Genomic DNA, 21,035 nt, shown 5'->3' on the forward strand with positions numbered 1-21,035 from the left:
TAACACATTAAGAATAAGAGAACAAGCATCTGTTACCGTAACTTTATCCCGGCCCGCATACCCGGGCTCATAAGCCCGGGTATGCGGGCCCATGGGCACAGGTATGCGGGCTCATCAGCCCCGGTACAAGGGCCGGGATAAACTTCAAACCATAATCGCTAAAGGTATGAAGGAAAGCAAAATGCTATTACTGACATTTATCCATAGAAAAGCTGTTTCATCTATCTAACTCCCAGATATTTAACATTAAACCAACCTCCCAGAAAGAGGGTGGAAGATGGAAGATAAACGGCCTTAAAAACGCATCTTCCACCTTGTTAACACACAATGATACAAGCAATTGGTCATTAAAAGGTGGAAGATGGAAGATCGAAACACATTTTCTGTAGGAGAAGGATAAAACGGTCTTTTTTAGAACTCAGAACAGGCTCCAGGCAACAGTCAATCCCGCCATGACGATAGCAACCATGCTCATCAGTTTAATCAGGATATTCAGGCTCGGACCGGACGTATCTTTAAACGGATCACCGACAGTATCACCCACCACTGTAGCTTTGTGTACCTCGCTGCCTTTACCGCCAAAGTTCCCTTCTTCCACATATTTCTTCGCATTATCCCATGCTCCGCCGGCATTGGCCATGAAAATGGCAAGTACAAACCCACTGCTCAATCCGCCGATCAACAAGCCTAATACACCGGGGACACCAAATATCAGCCCGGTAAGAATCGGCGCAACGATGGCAATCAGAGAAGGAACCACCATTTCACGTTGTGCTCCTTTCGTAGAGATAGCCACGCAACGCTCGTAATCCGGTTCGGTCTCTCCGGTCAGGATACCTTTCATCTCGCGGAACTGACGTCGTACTTCATCTACCATGTGTCCGGCCGCACGACCGACTGCATTCATAGTCAGTCCACAAAACAGGAATGCCATCATCGAACCGAGGAACATACCGGAAAGTACTTTCGGATTCATCAGGTTTACTTCATAGTAATTCATGAAGTCTACAAATGTGGCATTAGCCGTAATAATGGTATCTCCATTCGGGAAGGTCAGTTCCAGATTACCCAAACGGGTCAGTCCGATACGGATCTCCTCGATATAAGATGCCAGCAATGCCAATCCTGTCAGAGCTGCCGAACCAATGGCAAACCCTTTTCCGGTAGCCGCCGTTGTATTTCCCAGCGAATCGAGCGCATCGGTACGTTTACGGACCTCTTTACCCAAAGCGGACATTTCTGCATTGCCACCGGCATTATCTGCTATCGGGCCATAAGCATCCGTAGCAAGCGTGATACCCAATGTAGAAAGCATACCGACAGCAGCGATACCGATGCCATAAAGCCCCATTCCTACATTGTCGAAGTCGAAACCGGAAGCCAGCAAATAGGAGGCAATGATGCCGATCACCACCGCAACCACCGGAATAGCCGTAGATAACATACCAAGTCCGATACCTGAAATAATAACTGTGGCGGGGCCGGTTTTACCGCTTTCACTCAACTTCTGAGTAGGACGATAGGATTGAGAAGTATAATATTCCGTCGAACGACCGATGACAATACCCACAACCAGCCCTACAACTACCGCACACGAAATCCACATCCAGTTGTCCAGTCGCAAGAGCCATAGGATGAAAAAAGTAGCCACTACAATCAAAGCCGAGCTCAGATTTGTTCCCCAAGCCAACGAACCAAGCAGATCCTTCATGGTGGCATTCTCCTTGGTGCGGACAGAGAAAATACCGATAATGGAAAGAATGATACCGATAGCAGCAATCAGCATCGGGGCAATCACAGCTTTAAACTGCATCACCGTATCACCCGTATGAATAAAGGCGGCAGCACCCAAAGCAGCCGTTGCCAGAATAGAACCACAATAAGATTCATACAAGTCGGCACCCATACCTGCCACATCGCCTACATTATCACCTACATTATCGGCAATGGTAGCAGGATTACGCGGATCGTCTTCCGGAATGCCGGCCTCAACTTTACCTACAAGATCGGCTCCCACATCAGCGGCCTTTGTATAAATTCCCCCGCCTACACGGGCAAAGAGCGCCTGTGTACTGGCACCCATACCGAAAGTGAGCATCGTAGTGGTAATGATACAGAGTTTATGGGTAGGTGTCAGTGCATCAGCGGGAATCGCCCAGTTAAGCAACAAATACCAGAAAGAGATGTCGAGCAACCCCAACCCTACTACCACCAGTCCCATCACAGCCCCACTTCGGAAGGCAATCCTAAGTCCGGCATTCAGTGACGTACGCGCAGCGTTAGCAGTACGTGCCGAAGCATAAGTGGCAGTTTTCATTCCCAGAAAACCCGAAAGTCCGGAGAAAAAGCCCCCGGTCAGAAAAGCTATCGGTACCCAGGCATTCTGTACCTGAAAACCATAAGCCATTACAGAGAACAGAATCACGAGTCCCAGAAAGACCCAGCCAACAATCTTATACTGTTGCTTCAGATAAGACATAGCGCCCCGACGTACAGCAGCGGCAATCTTAATCATTTGCGGAGTACCTTCGCTCTCTTTCATCATTTGCTTATGAAAATAGAACGCAAAACAGAGAGCCAGAACAGAGGCAAGCGGAACAAGCCAGAAAAGGATGCTATCCATAGACGTACAATATTTAAAGGTTTAACGAAAGCCTAAAAGTATTGAATCTAAACGAGATAACCAAATATTTTTGCCTTTTGCTTCTGCCAGCCCCGAAAAATGGGAGCAGATACAAAACGCTTCATCTCTCCTGCTTCTTTAAATAAAACGCCGGACAACGACTGTTCAGAAAAACAATTTTCCCTTCGCGGAAAGTCAATTTGCCATACTGTTTGTAAAGCCACTTCCGGTGTTGCTCGTCGGAAACGCCTTGCCGCTCTATCAATGAATCAGACATTACAAATCCGCCACTGCTCAGCCGAATAGTATACCACGTACGAGGATTCTTATCTCGTGTTACCCGTCTTTTATTTACCCGATAAGTTTCCGTACCGCTCGTGACGCGTTTCGTGGAAATATGCACAGTATCCCGGTAATGGAAACGTAATCCATCATAATATATCTGCTCCGGCTTTCTTGAGGAGCTCTTCTTCTCCCACAACTTAATATCATATACCGAATCATTGACCGGATTAATCGCTAAACGATAGTCCTGGGTCATGAAGCCGTCAGCACGGTGAATCCTATGCTCTCCTATCATCTCATCGGGAATCGGTCGCCTGTAGAGATTGCAGGCGGTAATCAGAAAAAGAAGCACAAGCATAGCTCCCGGAATTAGTTTCAGACTTGTTTTCATCCTCCTTTATTTTTAGCTCTCCAAAATTACACAATTTTATGTTATGCAAAAACAAAGTAGCGGAACGATAATTCCCGCAATAAAGGAATCTGCCCTGAAAGTTGCACTACTTGCCGGAGAACCACTTAACAAACAGAAGTATGGATTCCCGTTTGTTTCCTTTCGTTTCATTTGTGAATATAGCGAAGTTTCCTTTACTTTGCATGCACAATGCATATTTTATAACATCAATAATAATACCATGAAAAAATTACTTGCAACACTATTGGTTCTTACAGCCTGCCTCCATGTAAGTGCACAAGAATCGAAGCAGATTCGCATCTCGACAGAACGAACAGACCTTATTTTAGAGGTCGCTCCGAACGGACGCCTATATCAGGCTTATCTGGGTGACAAACTATTAAACGACCGGGACCTGAGCCACCTTTCAGGGCGATCCCGCGGATGGGAAGTATATCCGGGATCCGGTGGGGAAGACTATTTCGAACCGGCTGTAGCCATTACAAACAACGACGGTAACCCCAGTACCATCCTGCGTTATGTGTCCTCGGAACAGAAAACAGTAGAAGGCGGGACAGAGACCATCATCCGGATGAAAGACGACCAGTATCCGGTAGATGTGACGTTGCACTATGTATCTTATCCTAAACAAAATGTAATCAAGACATGGAGTGAGATCACGCATCAACAGAAGAAACCGGTCACTCTATGGCGTTATGCTTCAACGATGCTTTATTTCGCAAACCAAAAATATTATCTCACCGAATTCAGCAGTGACTGGGCCAAAGAGGTACAGATGAGTACACAACAGCTGCAACCGGGCAAAAAAATTCTCGATACAAAATTAGGAAGCCGCGCAGCCATGCACATGCAACCTTTCTTCGAACTCGGACTGGAACAGCCTGCACAAGAACATCAGGGACAAGTAATGTTGGGTACCATTGGCTGGACAGGCAACTTCCAGTTTACTTTTGAGGTAGACAACGAGGGGAACTTGCGGGTAATCCCTGCCATCAACCCGTATGCTTCGGATTATCAATTAAAAGCAAACGAGATATTCACTACCCCGGAATTTATCTTTACCCTGAGTAACAACGGTACGGGAGAAGCCAGCCGCAATTTACACAACTGGGCACGCAACTACCAACTGAAAGATGGCCAGGGAGACCGGATGACTCTCCTCAATAATTGGGAGAACACTTATTTCACTTTCGATGAAGAGTTATTGGGTAAATTGATGAAAGAAGCCAAACATCTGGGTGTAGATATGTTTCTGCTCGACGATGGCTGGTTTGGGAATAAACATCCACGCAACGACGATCATGCCGGCCTGGGCGATTGGGAAGCAATGAAAAGCAAACTTCCCGGAGGTATCCCTGCATTAGTAGAGAAAGCGAAAGAAGCCGGTGTCAAATTCGGTATCTGGATAGAACCGGAGATGGTGAATCCTCAAAGTGATCTGTTCGAAGCACATCCCGACTGGGCAATCCATTATCCGAACCGTGAAACTTATTATTACCGCAATCAATTGGTACTCGACCTGAGCAACCCCAAAGTACAGGATTTCGTATTCGGCGTAGTCGATAAGATTATGACGGAAAACCCTGATGTAGCTTTCTTTAAGTGGGATTGCAATAGCCCCATCACCAATATCTATTCTCCCTATCTGAAAGACAAACAAGGACAACTCTATATCAATCATGTACGCGGCATATATAATGTATTGAAACGGGTCAAAGAAAAATACCCCAATGTTCCGATGATGCTATGTTCCGGCGGTGGTGCACGTTGCGACTACGAAGCACTGAAATACTTCACAGAGTTTTGGTGTTCGGACAATACCGATCCGATAGAGCGTTTGTTCATCCAGTGGGGTTTTTCACAATTCTTCCCTTCCAAAGCCATGTGTGCCCATGTTACAAGTTGGAACAGCAGGACGAGTGTAAAGTTCCGTACCGATGTTGCCAGCATGTGTAAATTGGGATTCGACATCGGCCTGAAAGATATGAAAGCGGACGAACTGACTTATTGCCAGGAAGCCGTGGCAAATTATAAGCGCCTGAAGCCTGTCATACTGGATGGTGATCAATACCGCCTCATCTCTCCATATGAAAGCAATCACATGGCGATTATGTATGCCGCACCGGATGCTTCGAAAGCTGTTCTCTTCGCATATGATATCCATCCCCGCTTTGGCGAGAAACTGCTCCCGATTAAGCTCCAGGGACTTGATGCCGGAAAAATGTACCGGGTGAAAGAAATTAATCTAATGCCGGGCCGGAAATCGAATCTGCCGGGTAACGAAAAAACTTTCTCCGGTGACTATCTGATGAAAATAGGATTGAATGCATTTACTACTTCACAGACCCATAGCCGGGTAATAGAACTGATGGCAGAATAAACTTATTACTATCAACCCACAAAACACAGATGCAAAAGGCGGGGCACTTTGACAGTATCCCGCCTTTCATTTATGGTTAACACAAAGCATGCAAATAAAAGCAGGAAAAGTTAATCCAACCTTTAAATACCACATATTATTAAATTGAAGAACGAAAGAATGTAATAAATATTAAGAAAAGAAGTTTATATTTTATATTTTTGCAGCACACATATAGCAACCATTACTCTATATATGAACAACGACATCGAATATATCAGCAAGATAAAGAAAGGAGAAGAAGCTTCTTTCCGTCATTTTGTGAATAGCTACTCGAAAGACTTGTTCTACTATGCACAGTGTTTCGTACGAACCAAAGAAACTGCCGAAGAAGTAGTCAGCGATGTCTTTCTGGATGTATGGAGGCACCGGGAAGAAATAGAAGAGATCAAGAATATAAAAGCCTGGTTGCTTACTTTAACTCACAACAAAGCCATCTCGTATCTGCGAAAAGCGGAAAATTCAAATGAAATAACCTCCTGGGAAGAAATAGACAGCTTCCAGATAATCGGAAATCTGCAAACTCCCGACGAACAGATGATCAGCAAGGAAGAGATAGCCCAAATCAACAGCCTCATTCAAACACTTCCTCCCAAATGCAAGGTAGTCTTCGCTCTTGCCAAGATAGAACGCCTACCCTATAAAGAAATAGCCGATATGCTGAATATCTCTGTAAAGACCATTAATGCACACGTTGCCAAAGCATTAGAGATCATCTCGAGCGGCTTGAAAAAATAAATCAGAAAATAATTTAAAAAAAAATAGAATTGGAATAGGAGATTCTTAAAGAAGTTGCGTCTTTATTTATGTAACCCTATTAAAGTAATGAGAAAGAATAAGTTTAAATTATTTGCTTCCTTCCTGAATAAGGATGGTGATCATCCGGAAAAGAAATCATTCGCATCTCCGGAGGAACAAGCCGAATATGATAAACTCGACTTTCTTTGGAACCAATGTTTTCCCCCAGAAACAGAGGAAACGGATATATGGGAAAAGGTACAAAACAAAATAAATGCCGACAGTACATCTGTCAGCCACATCAAGAAAAGCGGCAAGTCCATACAATGGTTCAGCATCATGAGGTATTCATTGGCAGCTGCATCTGTAGCTATGTTAATAGGGATTACTTGCTTTCTTTTGATGAATGATGAAGAAAGGCACGACTTAAATAAGATAGCGCAAAGCCTGCAAACAGAAATACCTCAAGATATAAAAGAGGTTACACTGGTTGTTTCGGACCAGAAGAAAATAGAATTGGATAATAATGCCCAAGTCACTTATTCTGCTACCGGACAAGTACAAGTCAACTCCAATAAACTTACAGAGGATGACAGCAAAGAGGCATACAACCAGATTATCGTCCCTAAGGGCAAACGTTCACAAATTGTTTTGGCCGATAACAGCAAGATATGGATTAACTCCGGAAGTAAAGTCATTTACCCTCGTACATTTGAAGGAAAGTACAGAGAAATTTATGTGGAAGGAGAAGTATATCTGAAAGTAACCCATGATGCTTCGAAACCTTTTATTGTGAATACCTCCGGATTTGAGGTAAGCGTATTGGGCACATCTTTCAACATATCAGCCTATAAAGGTCAAGAAAAGGCTACTGTTGTACTGGTAGAAGGTTCGGTAAATGTGAAAGATCAGCAGAACCGCCATATCAAGATGGCGCCTAATGAAAAGGTAGAACTCAGCCAGGCAGGCATAACAGGTAAAGCGAAAGTAGATGCCCGTGATTATATCAGCTGGATTGACGGAATATGGACTCTACAAGGAGAAAGTCTAAAGCAAGTTTTGCAACGGTTACAAGATTATTATGGTCAGAATATCCGATGCGATGCTGCTGTAGAAAACGAGCAAATGTTTGGTAAGCTCTATTTAAATGATGATTTAAATCAGGTAATGAAGTCGATTCTGTCTATTTTACCTGCTGAATATACAATGAAAAACAATGTAATCTATATAGAATAATACAAGTTTTAAGTAACCAATGTTTAACCTTAAAAAAACACACCATTATGTAGAAAGAAAACAGATAAAAAAAGAAAATCGGATAATACGCCCATATTATCCGACTCTAATGACTTTTTATTAAATCACAAACTTTAATGATTAACTAAAATCAATGTAAATGTATGAAAAAGAAAGCAATTCCTTGTCATAAGGCAGGGAGGATTACGTCCTTTTTTTTATTAATTAGTATTTTTTTACTTATACCGAGTATCACTACTCCGGTTCATGCAGCAAAGACTTATGCTCAACAAACTGTTTTCACACTCCACGCAGCCGATAAAACTGTAAAAGAAGTGCTGGAATACGTCGAAAAGAACAGTGAATTTGTCGTTTTGTACTCCAAGGACCTATTACCGATACTACAAAAGAAAGTATCGGTTTCGATAGATAAGCAGAACGTAGAATCTATTTTGAATATCCTGTCAAAGGAGGTCGGATTGAAGTATACCATCAACGATCGGCAGATTACAATCACAAAGGCACCGACCGAAACACCGCAACAGGAAAAAAAAACAAAAATCACTGGCCAGGTTCTTGATGAAAACGGTGAAGGAGTTCCGGGAGCCAATGTTACAATAAAAGGCAATAACTCGCTGGGAGCTGTAACCAACATTGAAGGAAACTTTACACTGATGGCTCCCGAAAACAGCACTTTGATTGCCTCTTTTATCGGATATACTCCCGTTGAAATTCAGCTAAAAGGGAAAAAAATAGTTGTTTTCAAACTAACTCCCGATGCACAGGCATTAGAAGAAGTAGTAGTGGTGGGCTTCGGTACACAGAAGAAAGCCAGTGTAGTAGGTGCCGTACAATCCATCAAACCAGCAGAGCTTCGAGTACCCTCCAGTAACCTTAGTACATCATTCGCCGGACGTATCGCAGGTGTCATTTCCATGCAGCGCACGGGTGAACCGGGTGCAGACGGAGCAAACTTCTGGATACGTGGTGCCGCAACTTTCAGTGGAACAACTGATCCGTTGATTTTTATCGACGGTGTAGAAGTTTCAGCAGGCGACATGAATGCTATTCCTTCTGAAGCTATCGAAAACTTCTCGATACTAAAAGATGCTTCGGCTACAGCCCTTTACGGTGCCCGTGGTGCCAATGGCGTAATTCTGATCACTACCCGATCCGGTAAAGACCTCGAAAGAGCACGTATCAATGTACGCATCGATAATACATTCACTGCACCGACACGTACACTCAAGTTAGCCGATGCTGTGACAGCTATGCAACTGAGAAATGAGGCCATCCTGACACGTAACCCGGATGGGACACCTGCTTTCTCCGCTGATAAGATACAAGGAACACTTGAAAACAGAAATCAATATGTATATCCCAACGTTGACTGGTTCGACTATATGTTCAAAGATTATTCTATGAACCAATCGGCCAATCTGAATGTAATGGGTGGTACAAAGAAAGTAGATTATTTCATCAGCGCTTCTATCAATAACGATAACGGTATGCTGAAAAAAGATCCTAATAACACATTCGACAATAACATACAGAATCTTCGCTACTCATTCCAAAGCAATGTAGGAGCATGGCTAACTTCAAGCACTAAAGTAAATGTGAGAATAAACTCACAGATTGTCAACTATAATGGTCCGTCAACAAGTATGGACGACCTGTATAAGTATGTAATGGAAGCACCTTCCATGTATTTTGCACCTGTATATCCTAATATTAACAATGAAGACCATACCATATTTGGAAATAAATCAGGCGGTCCTATCGGAGCCGGAGGATTCAGTATTTATCGTAACCCTTATGCAAGTATGGTTCAAGGAAGTTCTAAACAAAGCGCATACAGCATTAATACCGCTTTCGAACTGGAGCAAAAGCTTGATTTCATAACTAAAGGATTGAATTTCAAAGCACTGGTATCTTTTAAGAACTGGTCAAAGACCACTGTAAATCGCTCCTTCTCACCCTACTTCTACGAATTGCAGAATCCTCAGCAGCAAGAAGACGGAAGTTATATCTATGATTATAATTCTATCAGTAAAGGGCGTACGGCACTTGAAACATCTACATCAACCACAGGAGATCGTTTAATGAACCTACAGGCTACATTAAATTATCAACATACATTTGATGATAAACATGACGTCGGAGCAATGTTAGTGTATCTTCAACGTGAATACAACCTAAACAATCCAGACAACAACTATTACAATACATTGCCAAAACGCAATCAAGGTTTAGCGGGTCGCTTAACCTACGCTTACGACGGACGTTACCTGGCTGAGTTCAATTTCGGATACAACGGTAGTGAAAACTTCGAAAAAGGGAGCCGTTACGGATTCTTCCCCTCACTTGCTGTCGGATATCTTATTTCTAACGAACAATTCTTTGAACCATTGACTAAAGTCATTTCCAACTTAAAAATTCGTGCTTCTTATGGATTGGTAGGTAATGCAGATATTGGTTCCAACCGTTTCCCATACCTCACGAAAGTAGACTTGAGTGGAGCCGGATTCGTATTTGGTGACCAATGGCAAACGTCTTCGAATGGAGCTACTATTACTACTTACGGAGCAGAAAAAGTGACATGGGAAATCGGAAAGAAATATAATGTTGGATTCGATCTGGGGTTATTCAACAAATTAAGCCTCAACGTAGATTTTTTTAGAGAAGACCGCAAAGATATCTTCCTTAGACGTAATACAATCCCTGCGGAAAGTGGTATAACCGGAGATCTCCGTCCTTATGGTAATTTAGGAAAAGTACGTAACCAAGGTGTTGATATGTCATTGGACTACAATCACGCTGTCAACAAAGATTTCATGATCTCAGCCAAAGGTACCTTCACTTACGCAAAAAACCAATATGTAGAAATTGATGAACCAGATTATGAATTCTCATATATGTCCCAAGTAGGGCGTCCACTGAACCAGTATAAAGGTTACATTGCATTAGGGCTTTTCAAAGATCAAGAAGAAATTGACAACAGTCCCAAACAAATATTGACGGGAGTGGTACAACCCGGAGATATCAAATATGCGGATCTCAATAATGACGGAAAAATCGATGGAAATGACCAAACCTATATCGGAAACCCAGAATTACCTCAGATCAGCTATGGTCTCGGAGTCAGTATCCAATATAAGAAATGGGATGCTTCTATCTTCTTCCAAGGTGTAGGCAAAAGAAGTATCATGTTAAGCGACATCCATCCTTTTGGAGGAGAATCTTACGGAGTTATGCAGTTTGTGGCCGACAATCGTTGGACAGAAGCAAATCCGAACTCCGAAGCGATGTATCCAAGACTGACAAACGGAAAGAACAACAATAACAATCCCAACTCTACTTACTGGTTGAGAGACGGTTCGTATATTCGACTTAAAAATGTAGAATTAGGATACTCTTACAAATTCTTACGTGCTTATATCAGTGGTCAGAATCTACTGACATTCTCTAAATTTAAATTATGGGATCCGGAACTCTACACCTCAAACGGATTAAAATATCCGACTCAAATCATGGGTTCCATCGGTTTACAGTTCACTTTTTAAAAATCTAAATAATTATGAAACTAAAAAATATAATCGTAGCTTTACTAATCGGAACTAGTTTGCACTCTTGTGATTATCTGGATATTGTACCAGATGACACTCCTATCTTAGCCGATGCGTTTAAGAACGAACAGACTGCTGAAAATTTTGTTTTCGCATGCTACTCTTTCATACCCAATTATCTGAACTTCCGCCAAAATTTCAGTTGGTGTACAACTCCTGAAACTGTCGGATCAGCACACTGGACTACCACATGGTTCACCTTTATGAAGATGCAGCAAGGATTGTATAATTCGGCCGACCCAGTCATCGACGTTTGGCAAAGCTCATATAACGGTATCCGCCAATGCTATACATTCCTGGATAATATTGATGCTGTAAAGCCATCTCAAATTTCAGAAGCTGACCTTGCAGCCAAGAAAGTACTTTGGAAAGGAGAAGTGAAATTTCTAATAGCTTATTATCACTACCTGTTATTACAGAACTACGGACCTATCGTCATACTTGACGAGGCAATCCCACTTAATGCTCCCAAAGAAGAGCTATTTAAGCCACGTGTGCCCTATGATGAATGTGTAAATCGGATTGCACAAATGTTTGACAATGCTTCTGTCGATTTGCCCATGACAGTAAAAGCCTCTAATTACGGCCGCGCTACAAAAGTGATTGCCCAAGCACTAAAAGCAAGAATGTACTTGTATGCCGCCAGTCCACAATTCAATGGAAACGCAGAAATGTATGACAATTTCAAGAACAAGGACGGACAGTTGCTTATGAACCTGGCCTATGACAAAAATAAATGGAAAATAGCTATGGACGAATGCAAAAAGGCTATCGACATGGCACATCAAGCCGGAGCGGAACTTTATAAATACACCAAAAAAGGTAATTTACCAGCATTCAACCAAGCCATCGCCAATGCACGCAATCTTGTGGTCGACGCCTGGAATAAAGAACTGATTTGGGGGTATAGTGGCTGGAAAGAGACATGGGCTGACGGAAACTCCATTCAGACACATGTGATTCCCAAAGGTATCAGCACCTCTTCGGGAGCTCCTTACGGGGCTTTAGGAGCAACAGCTTTCAGCGCTGATATGTATCTGACTAAGAACGGACTCCCGATGGATGAAGATCCTGAATTTGATTATACACACCGTTTCAATGTAGCCGAAGGCGATTCTGTTGCTCAGATTCATCGCAATCGTGAACCTCGTTTCTATGGGTCTATTGGCTTTAACCGTGGCGACTATTTAATCAACGGTGATACAATCAATCTCAAAATGCGCTTCAAAGAACAGAATGGAACACGCGATGCAGGAAGTGACCAGTTATACGGATCATATGCTATTGCAAAACTGGCTCATCCTGAAACATTCGTAAGTGGTACCAGTAACTCTTTAGTAGCTTTTCCCTTTCCTATTATCCGTTTAGGAGAATTGTATTTGGATTATGCAGAAGCTTACTTTGAATACAATGGTACACTGGAAGGAGATGCATTGACGTACTTCAATCTGATTCGCCAGAGAGCTGGTATTCCTAACATAGAAGTTTCATACAAAGGGCTTCCAATCGGTGACAAACTCCGCAAAGCAATACACCGTGAAAGAACAGTAGAACTAATGTTCGAAGGACATATGTCATATGATTATCGTCGCTGGCTAATCGCCCAGAAAGAATGGAGCGGTATGGAGAATGGCATGATCGGCTTGAACTCTTACGGTACAACTAATGAAGAATACTATAAGAATGCACGTTTGGATGCTCAACCTTTTATCTTCAGAGACGAACAATATCTGAGTCCGATCAAACAGGACTATCTAAATGTAAATTCGAATTTGGTTCAAAACCCTGGGTGGTAATTCATCCATCCGAATGACACAAATTAGCCTGTATATACCTAATTAACAGGAATATACAGGCTATTTATCTTATAATAACAACGCCTTATGAGAAAAAAAAAAGTTACTTACTGTTGCCTTCTGTTATGGGCAAGTTTTTTCACGACTGTCACGGCACAAAACACAAATACTCCCATGATGGGATGGAGCTCATGGAACACATTCCGAGTTCATATCAACGAGAAACTGATTCAAGAAACAGCTGATGCTATGGTTACCCGCGGTCTGAAGGATGCCGGATACAAATATGTGAACATTGATGACGGATATTTCGGAGGACGGGACTCAAATGGTTACCTGTTTACCAATAAAAAGAAATTCCCGAATGGAATGAAAGCACTAGCTGACTATATCCATTCTAAGGGATTAAAAGCAGGTATATATTCGGACGCAGGTAGTAATACTTGCGGCTCTATCTATGATGCAGATACACTTGGCGTTGGAGTAGGACTCTGGCAACATGATGATATAGACTGTAAGACCTTTTTCCAAGATTGGGGATATGATTTTATTAAAATTGACTGGTGTGGTGGTGAAGCCACCGGACAAAGTGAGCAACAACGCTATACAGACATTTACAAAGCGATCAACCGGACAGGCCGAACTGATGTCCGATATAATATATGCCGATGGCAATTCCCTGGTACCTGGGCTACCCGATTGGCAGGTTCCTGGCGTATCCACACTGACATTAATCCTCGATTTAAGACGATTGACCAAATCATTGAAAAGAATCTCTACCTGTCACCTTACGTAAGTCTGGGACATTATAATGACATGGATATACTTGAAGTCGGACGAGGTCTCAGTGAAGACGAGGAAAAAACCCATTTCGGAATATGGGCTATCATGTCCTCTCCATTAATGATAGGATGCGATCTTCGGACAATTCCAGAGAAAACATTATCGATCATTACCAATCAAGAGGTAATCGCATTAAATCAAGACTCCTTGGGGATGCAAGCTGAAGTTATAGAACGGGGAAAAGACTATTTAATCCTATCAAAAACTATTCAAAAACGCGAAGGCAAGCTACGCGCTGTCGCTTTATATAATAGAAGTAATGTAATAAAAAAAATAAGAGTTGACTTCGACAAACTATATTTATCAGGCAAGGTACAAGTCAGAGACTTGTGGAATCATCAAGAAACAGGAACATTCACCGAATATTATGAAACCTTAGTTCCTGCACACGGAACGGCCTTAATAAAACTTGAAGGTAGTAAACGCCACGACCGAATATGTTATGAGGCTGAATATGCTTTCATGCAAGAGTATTTACCAGACAACAAACAAATGGCTCATTTTGCATATAAAGCAGGAGCATCTGGAGATTATATAATGAAAAGACTTGGGAACTCACCATCTAACTGGGCTGAATTCAGAAAGGTATATGTGAGTAAAGGAGGAGAGTATCAACTTAAGATAACTTATTTTTCAGGAGACAAACGTGATATACAAATTGCTGTCAATGAATCAGAATACAAGCAATCCGGCCTTTGCTCCGGAGCATGGGACCAAGCAGCAATAACAACTGTCAAAGTAAAACTTCATAAGGGTTATAATACAATACGCCTATATAACTCTAACGGATGGGCACCCGATATTGATAAAATGGAAATTAGTAAGAGTCGTTAACAATAGGTAGAAGACATAATCAATGCAGATGTTCTGAAAGTTCGGAACATCTGCATTTCTAAACGTACCTTTTATGATTTCTCTATCATTCCAAAAATACGGCTGTTCCACTTGCAGTCACCATCAGCATACTGCCACTTCCTCCAACGGTTTCATAATCCAAATCAACGCCAATTACAGCGTTAGCACCCATTTGGCGAGCCTGCTCAGACATTTCTTTCAGAGCAGTATCCTTTGCCTCACGAAGCACTTCCTCATACGAACCGGAACGTCCGCCTACTATATCACGAATACTGGCAAAAAAGTCACGGAAAACATTGGCACCTATAATGGTTTCTCCTGACACAATGCCATAATAAGTGGTTATTCGTTTTCCTTCGATTATCGGAGTGGTTGCTAATAACATATTCTTTTCCGTTTATAAGGTTTATATTATTATTAGACGCAAAAAGAGGCGAAAAGTTACAAGGAACCGGCTATTTATTATTTGTATATTCTCAAAAGCTACATTCGGAAATGAAACTTTATCCACTTAACATCTAATGATATACTCGAAGACTCGCCTTTTATCAATATAATTTCAACACTCGGATATTATAAAAAAAGTGTCGTGAAAACCCATTACTTTCACGACACTTTAATATTTGTCAGAATACACACACTGGCTTAGAACATCTTACTAACCCGCTCGATGCCGGCTACAAGGTCATCAATTTCTTCTTTTGTATTGTACATAGCAAAAGATGCACGAACTGTACCTTCAATACCCAAACGGTGCATTAATGGTTCTGCACAATGATGACCGGTACGAACGGCAATACCCAGCCGATCGAGCAGAGTCCCCATATCCAGATGATGTATGTCACCTACCAAGAAAGAAACTACGCTACTTTTATGTGCAGCCTCACCAAAGATACGCATACCCGGGATCTCTTTCAATCGCTGCATAGCATAGATGGTAAGCTCATGTTCGTGGTCAGCTATATGATCTAAACCAATGCCTGTGACATAATCCAAAGCCTTGGCAAGTCCGGTAGTAGCAATATAATCGGGAGTTCCAGCCTCAAACTTAAAAGGCAATTCACCAAAAACGGTTTTCTCAAAAGAAACGGACTGAATCATCTCTCCCCCACCCTGATAAGGCGGAAGACGCTCAAGCCAATCTTCCTTTCCATACAGGACACCGATTCCGGTCGGTCCATATACCTTATGACCCGAAAAAACAAAAAAATCAGCATCCAGTTCCTGTACATCCACCTTCATATGAGGAATGGACTGAGCACCGTCTATCATAACAGGTACTCCATGGGCATGTGCTGTGGCAATCATCTCTTTTACCGGATTGATTGTTCCCAATACATTGGATACTTGAGTTACACTGACGATCTTAGTACGCTCAGAAAAAAGCTTTTCATATTCATCAAGTAACAGCTCACCTTTATCATTCATCGGAATGACTTTAATCGCAATCCCTTTATGGGCTGCCAGCAACTGCCAAGGTACGATGTTACTATGGTGTTCCATCACTGAAATAATCACTTCATCCCCCTCTTGCATGAACTCTTCACCAAAACTGGAAACAATTAAATTAATGCTCTCTGTAGTGCCGCGAGTGAAAATGACTTCACGAGTACTACGTGCATTAATGAACTGACGCACAGTCTCGCGTGAGGCCTCATGCAGTTCTGTTGCCTGTTGAGACAGGAAATGAACCCCACGGTGTACATTCGCATTGACCGAGTAATATTCATCTACAATCGAGTCAATCACCAAGCGCGGCTTCTGAGTAGTCGCTCCGTTATCTAAATAAACCAAAGGCTTGCCATATACCGTACGGCCGAGTATGGGAAAGTCTTCACGTATCTTCTGAATATTCATTTTATCACTGATTATTTGCAAATAGAACACCCCTGGCACTTATTCAGTTCACCACGGAAACGTTTTTCAACCAACAAATGCAGGCGATCTTTCAATGCCTCCAAACGAATGGTATCAATCACCTCGTTGACAAAAGCAAACATCAACAGCAAACGGGCTTCCTTCTCTGCAATACCACGAGCACGCATGTAGAAGAGAGCATTTTCGTCCAATTGACCTACTGTAGCTCCATGGGAGCATTTTACATCGTCGGCATATATCTCCAATTGTGGCTGAGTATACATACGGGCATCACGAGTGGCACAGAGGTTACGGTTTGTCTGCTGAGAACTGGTATGTTGTGCATCCGGACGTACAAGTACCAATCCGGCAAAGGCACCCACTGACTGATCATCAAGTACATACTTGAATAACTCATTACTGGTACAATTCGGCACAGCATGATCTATCGAAGTATTATTGTCCACATGTTGGTTCTTATCGGCAATGGCCATGCCACAAAGATTAATCTCGGCACCTTCACCGGCAAGGGTAACCTCTGTCGTATTACGGGTTGTCCCGTTGTGAAGTGTCATCCCATTGAGCAGTACATTGCTATTCGCTCCCTGCTTCACATATAGATTGCTGAAACGCACTGTGCTGGTATGGGTCTCTTCCAGTTCGTAAAGATCGAAAACAGAATTTTCTTCCGCAAACACTTCAATGACTTGCGTTGCCAGAAAGTTCACATTATCCATGGCATGATCACAAACCAGCAAACGGGCCTGAGCTCCCTCTTCAAGGATAATCAGCACACGTCGGTTTACCATGAAATTGACATCTGCACGAAGTATATTAACCAACTGGATGGGTTTATCAACAACCACATTCTTCGGGACATACATCAGTACTCCGTCTTGAGTAAAAGCTGTATTAAAGGCCGTTACTGCATCCTTCGAAGTATCTGCCAACTTACCATAATACTTTTTTACAAGTTCCGGATGTTGCTCAGCCATTTCTCTCAGACCGCCGAAAATAACTCCCTCAGGTAATCCGGACTTAGGAAGTGCCTGATTGTAGAATGCATCGTTCACCACAAAAAACAATGAGGTACTCATATTCGGAACATCGCATTTAAACACCTCATAAGGATTCACCGGAATGGGTAGACGATTCAGGTTCAAGCCGTAATCCGGCTCAAAGAATTTACTGACATCCGTGTATTTGTACTTTTCCTGCTTCCGCATAGGAAATCCCTGACGCTCGAAATCAGCAAAAGCTGCCGCCCGGGGAGCATTCATGGGCTCGGCACTATGACGACAGATCATCGCTTCACACTGAGCAAAAAGATCTATGTATTGCTGTTCTACATTCATAATCACACTCATTCTCCTAATTCCTTCTTAATCCAATCGTATCCTTTTTCTTCCAGCTCAAGGGCGAGCTCCGGACCTGCTGTCTTCACAATACGTCCCTTATAGAGCACATGTACGATATCCGGCTTTATGTAATCCAACAAACGCTGGTAGTGAGTGATGACAATACAACTGGTATCGGGTGTCTTCAATTTGTTTACTCCTTCGGCTACAATACGAAGCGCATCGATATCGAGTCCGGAGTCCGTCTCGTCCAGAATGCTAAGACGGGGTTCGAGCATAGCCATCTGAAAAATCTCGTTACGTTTTTTCTCTCCACCCGAGAAGCCTTCATTTACCGAGCGGTTTGCCAATTTGTTATCCAACTCAACTACTGCACGCTTTTCACGCATCAGCTTCAGGAACTCACTGGCTGTCAGAGCAGGCAAACCTTTGTATTTACGCTGTTCATTGACAGCAGCACGCATAAAGTTAACCATGCTCACACCCGGAATCTCTACCGGATACTGAAAACTAAGGAAGATACCTTCGTGGCTACGGTCTTCAGGACTTAATTCCAAAAGGTTCTTACCGTAGAATGTAATACTCCCTTTCGTCACTTCAAAAGCAGGATTACCTACCAAAACAGAAGAAAGCGTACTCTTACCTGAACCATTGGGTCCCATAATGGCATGTACTTCGCCCGGATTCACCGTCAAGTTGATGCCTTTCAATATCTCTTTGCCGTTAATGCTGGCATGCAGGTCTTTTATCTCTAACATGATCTTATCAATTATTTCATTATCTATTCTTCTCCAAAAATAACTTCGTCCAACAATTGCAGTATGGAGTTGCCGTCTGTCTGCGTAATAGTAAAAGGAAAATTCACTTTCACTCCTACGCTTAATGTCTGCCGCATCCCGCTACTACGCACTATCCCGGTCCCCCGGGAATTAGTCTTCTCTACTTCTCCATTCATTCTTCCGGCAATGCCCATCCGGAAATTATACTCCAGGGTGAAAGCAAGACACGAAAGAAAATATATATCGGCCCCTATCACCGGAGAGATAGTGAATAGCGGTTCTTTTACCTGATATCGGCAATCGTAGTCTTTACGAAATTCCTGCCTTGAAGGATCGTAGTAACTGCCACTGGTTATGCCGTATTGTCGACGTGGAGACAGATTCCATGCTGTGGAGAGTCCCCCGTAAGGCTGAATCACAAAACGTTGTGGCAGGAAATAGTATCGCCCTCCCACTTCCAAATTGCTCAGTGAGGCAGAAATACCGGGATTCAGTTTTATCTCTTCACCTGTATAACCGCCCTTCAAAGAGAAACGGGTATAAGGGATATAATACTCCAGCAATAAAGTATGTATATGGCCTGTAGAAACAGCTTTTCCCGAAAGTGTGTTCTTTGTTACTATCGGCCAGTCTCCTCCCCAAGAGCCACTGATTGCCCATCTTCTCTCCTGATCATCCAGATTCTGTGCAAACGCTATACCTACATAAAGCAGGAATATCAATAACCAACCAATTCGTTTGCACCCCATTATCCTACACTACCTTCAAGAGAGATCGTAAGCAACTTCTGAGCTTCTACAGCAAATTCCATCGGAAGTTTATTAAGTACCTCCTTTGCATAGCCGTTTACAATCAGCCCAATGGCATCTTCAGTGGAAATGCCACGCTGATTACAATAGAATATCTGATCTTCACTAATCTTACTGGTAGTTGCTTCATGTTCAACAACTGCTGTTTCGTTATGGATATCCATGTAGGGGAAAGTATGTGCACCACACTTATCACCCAGCAACAATGAATCACACTGGCTATAATTACGGGCATTATCCGCCTTTTCGGCTACACGAACCAGCCCACGGTAAGAGTTCTCACTTTTTCCGGCAGATATACCTTTACTGACAATCGTACTACGGGTATTCTTACCTAAATGAATCATTTTAGTTCCTGTATCTGCCTGTTGGTAATTGTTTGTCACTGCTACCGAATAAAATTCAGCGGTAGAATTATCACCTGAGAGAATGCAAGAAGGGTATTTCCAGGTAATGGCTGATCCCGTCTCAACCTGAGTCCACGAGAGTTTGCTATCTACTCCTTTACAATTACCACGTTTCGTCACAAAATTGTATACTCCACCTTTACCTTCGGCATCACCCGGATACCAATTCTGAACGGTACTGTATTTTACTTCTGCACGATCGTGTACCACAATCTCGACAATAGCGGCATGTAATTGATTCTCGTCCCGCATTGGTGCGGTACAACCTTCCAGATAGGAAACATAGCTATCGTCATCTGCTACGATTAATGTACGTTCGAACTGCCCGGTATTGGCTGCGTTGATACGGAAGTATGTGGAAAGTTCCATCGGACAACGTACCCCTTTAGGAATATAAACGAAAGAACCGTCTGAAAATACCGCGGAATTTAATGCTGCAAAAAAGTTATCCCGATAACCTACTACAGATCCAAGATACTTCTTCACCAGGTCGGGATGTTCACGCACTGCTTCACTGAACGAGCAAAAGATAATACCTTTCTCCATCAGTGTTTCCTTAAAGGTCGTTTTCACAGATACTGAATCCATCACTGCATCCACAGCCATACCGCTCAGTGCCATTTGCTCTTCCAAAGGAATACCCAGTTTATTGAATGTCTTTATTAGTTCCGGATCAACTTCATCCATACTCTTCGGACCTTCTTTCTTCTTTGTAGGGTCGGCATAATACGAAATGGCCTGATAGTCAATCTCAGGTATACGCAAGTGTGCCCAGGTAGGCATCTCCAGTGTCAGCCAATGACGATAGGCTTTCAGACGGAATTCCAACAACCAGTCCGGCTCGTTCTTTTTAGACGAGATAAGCCGCACTACGTCTTCATTGAGTCCCTTCTCTATGATATCTGTATGTACCTCCGTAGTGAAGCCATATTTGTACTTCTCCTGCGTGAGTTCTTTTACATATTTATTGGGTTCTTCTTGTTGCATCATTT

General features: G+C 42.6%; 14 protein-coding genes. 6 read left to right on the plus strand and 8 right to left on the minus strand.

The window, feature by feature from the left end:
• Positions 1-418: 418 nt before the first annotated feature.
• Both ISX59_RS07460 and ISX59_RS07465 read right to left on the minus strand, forming a co-directional pair.
• Positions 419-2,623: a sodium-translocating pyrophosphatase gene (locus ISX59_RS07460; RefSeq protein ID WP_032540409.1), complete on the minus strand. Its 2,205-nt coding sequence runs from the start codon at positions 2,621-2,623 to the stop codon at positions 419-421.
• A 121-nt stretch (positions 2,624-2,744) separates the two neighbouring features.
• The gene (locus tag ISX59_RS07465; RefSeq protein ID WP_005779307.1) at positions 2,745-3,299 is read right to left on the minus strand and encodes a hypothetical protein; all 555 of its coding nucleotides are present in this window, start codon (positions 3,297-3,299) and stop codon (positions 2,745-2,747) included.
• 241 nt (positions 3,300-3,540) lie between these two features.
• On the opposite strand from ISX59_RS07465, the gene ISX59_RS07470 reads away from it, so the two are divergent.
• The 6 genes from ISX59_RS07470 to ISX59_RS07495 all read left to right on the plus strand — a co-directional run bounded on the left by ISX59_RS07470 (position 3,541) and on the right by ISX59_RS07495 (position 14,812).
• On the plus strand, positions 3,541-5,700 hold the full coding sequence (locus ISX59_RS07470) for an alpha-galactosidase (protein WP_032540441.1): 2,160 nt from the start codon (positions 3,541-3,543) through the stop codon (positions 5,698-5,700).
• Between the two features lie 234 nt (positions 5,701-5,934).
• Positions 5,935-6,477 carry an RNA polymerase sigma-70 factor gene (locus ISX59_RS07475; RefSeq protein ID WP_005779311.1) on the plus strand — a complete coding sequence of 181 codons (543 nt, stop codon included), beginning with the start codon at positions 5,935-5,937 and terminating at the stop codon, positions 6,475-6,477.
• A gap of 87 nt (positions 6,478-6,564) precedes the next feature.
• Positions 6,565-7,713: a FecR family protein gene (locus ISX59_RS07480; protein ID WP_032540410.1), complete on the plus strand. Its 1,149-nt coding sequence runs from the start codon at positions 6,565-6,567 to the stop codon at positions 7,711-7,713.
• A 164-nt stretch (positions 7,714-7,877) separates the two neighbouring features.
• Positions 7,878-11,276, plus strand: coding sequence for a SusC/RagA family TonB-linked outer membrane protein (locus ISX59_RS07485; protein ID WP_005779315.1), 3,399 nt, complete (start codon positions 7,878-7,880; stop codon positions 11,274-11,276).
• A gap of 14 nt (positions 11,277-11,290) precedes the next feature.
• Complete coding sequence (locus ISX59_RS07490) at positions 11,291-13,135, plus strand: RagB/SusD family nutrient uptake outer membrane protein (RefSeq protein WP_005812170.1); 1,845 nt, start codon at positions 11,291-11,293, stop codon at positions 13,133-13,135.
• An 87-nt stretch (positions 13,136-13,222) separates the two neighbouring features.
• Positions 13,223-14,812 (plus strand): alpha-galactosidase, encoded by a 1,590-nt coding sequence (locus ISX59_RS07495; RefSeq protein WP_032540411.1) that lies wholly within the window; start codon positions 13,223-13,225, stop codon positions 14,810-14,812.
• Positions 14,813-14,897: 85 nt separating this feature from the next.
• Here the strand turns inward: ISX59_RS07495 and ISX59_RS07500 are convergent, their stop codons facing one another.
• From ISX59_RS07500 to sufB, 6 genes are all read right to left on the minus strand, one after another.
• The gene (locus tag ISX59_RS07500; protein ID WP_005779329.1) at positions 14,898-15,218 is read right to left on the minus strand and encodes a heavy metal-binding domain-containing protein; all 321 of its coding nucleotides are present in this window, start codon (positions 15,216-15,218) and stop codon (positions 14,898-14,900) included.
• 260 nt (positions 15,219-15,478) lie between these two features.
• Positions 15,479-16,690 (minus strand): cysteine desulfurase, encoded by a 1,212-nt coding sequence (locus ISX59_RS07505; RefSeq protein WP_032540442.1) that lies wholly within the window; start codon positions 16,688-16,690, stop codon positions 15,479-15,481.
• An 11-nt stretch (positions 16,691-16,701) separates the two neighbouring features.
• A complete protein-coding gene (sufD, locus tag ISX59_RS07510; protein ID WP_032540444.1) occupies positions 16,702-18,045 on the minus strand; it encodes a Fe-S cluster assembly protein SufD in 1,344 nt (447 codons plus the stop codon).
• Between the two features lie 8 nt (positions 18,046-18,053).
• Positions 18,054-18,806 carry a Fe-S cluster assembly ATPase SufC gene (gene sufC / locus ISX59_RS07515; protein WP_005779335.1) on the minus strand — a complete coding sequence of 251 codons (753 nt, stop codon included), beginning with the start codon at positions 18,804-18,806 and terminating at the stop codon, positions 18,054-18,056.
• Between the two features lie 23 nt (positions 18,807-18,829).
• Entirely contained in the window at positions 18,830-19,576 is a 747-nt protein-coding gene (locus ISX59_RS07520; RefSeq protein WP_005812177.1) for a hypothetical protein, read from the minus strand.
• Positions 19,576-21,030, minus strand: a complete 1,455-nt coding sequence (gene sufB, locus ISX59_RS07525) for a Fe-S cluster assembly protein SufB (RefSeq protein WP_005779339.1) — start codon at positions 21,028-21,030, stop codon at positions 19,576-19,578. The genes ISX59_RS07520 and sufB overlap by 1 nt, the downstream gene beginning before the upstream one ends.
• Positions 21,031-21,035: the final 5 nt, after the last annotated feature.

Origin of the sequence: Bacteroides sp. FSHCM14E1, from assembly GCF_019633785.1 — a bacterium.
GTDB lineage: Bacteria > Bacteroidota > Bacteroidia > Bacteroidales > Bacteroidaceae > Bacteroides > Bacteroides hominis.

Bases quoted from the DNA above. Each gene is read 5' to 3' on its own strand.
- ISX59_RS07460 (WP_032540409.1), bottom strand. From the start codon at position 2,623: ATGGATAGCATCCTTTTCTGGCTTGTTCCGCTTGCCTCTGTTCTGGCT.
- ISX59_RS07465 (WP_005779307.1), bottom strand. From the start codon at position 3,299: ATGAAAACAAGTCTGAAACTAATTCCGGGAGCTATGCTTGTGCTTCTT.
- ISX59_RS07470 (WP_032540441.1), top strand. From the start codon at position 3,541: ATGAAAAAATTACTTGCAACACTATTGGTTCTTACAGCCTGCCTCCAT.
- ISX59_RS07475 (WP_005779311.1), top strand. From the start codon at position 5,935: ATGAACAACGACATCGAATATATCAGCAAGATAAAGAAAGGAGAAGAA.
- ISX59_RS07480 (WP_032540410.1), top strand. From the start codon at position 6,565: ATGAGAAAGAATAAGTTTAAATTATTTGCTTCCTTCCTGAATAAGGAT.
- ISX59_RS07485 (WP_005779315.1), top strand. From the start codon at position 7,878: ATGAAAAAGAAAGCAATTCCTTGTCATAAGGCAGGGAGGATTACGTCC.
- ISX59_RS07490 (WP_005812170.1), top strand. From the start codon at position 11,291: ATGAAACTAAAAAATATAATCGTAGCTTTACTAATCGGAACTAGTTTG.
- ISX59_RS07495 (WP_032540411.1), top strand. From the start codon at position 13,223: ATGAGAAAAAAAAAAGTTACTTACTGTTGCCTTCTGTTATGGGCAAGT.
- ISX59_RS07500 (WP_005779329.1), bottom strand. From the start codon at position 15,218: ATGTTATTAGCAACCACTCCGATAATCGAAGGAAAACGAATAACCACT.
- ISX59_RS07505 (WP_032540442.1), bottom strand. From the start codon at position 16,690: ATGAATATTCAGAAGATACGTGAAGACTTTCCCATACTCGGCCGTACG.
- sufD (WP_032540444.1), bottom strand. From the start codon at position 18,045: ATGAATGTAGAACAGCAATACATAGATCTTTTTGCTCAGTGTGAAGCG.
- sufC (WP_005779335.1), bottom strand. From the start codon at position 18,806: ATGTTAGAGATAAAAGACCTGCATGCCAGCATTAACGGCAAAGAGATA.
- ISX59_RS07520 (WP_005812177.1), bottom strand. From the start codon at position 19,576: ATGGGGTGCAAACGAATTGGTTGGTTATTGATATTCCTGCTTTATGTA.
- sufB (WP_005779339.1), bottom strand. From the start codon at position 21,030: ATGCAACAAGAAGAACCCAATAAATATGTAAAAGAACTCACGCAGGAG.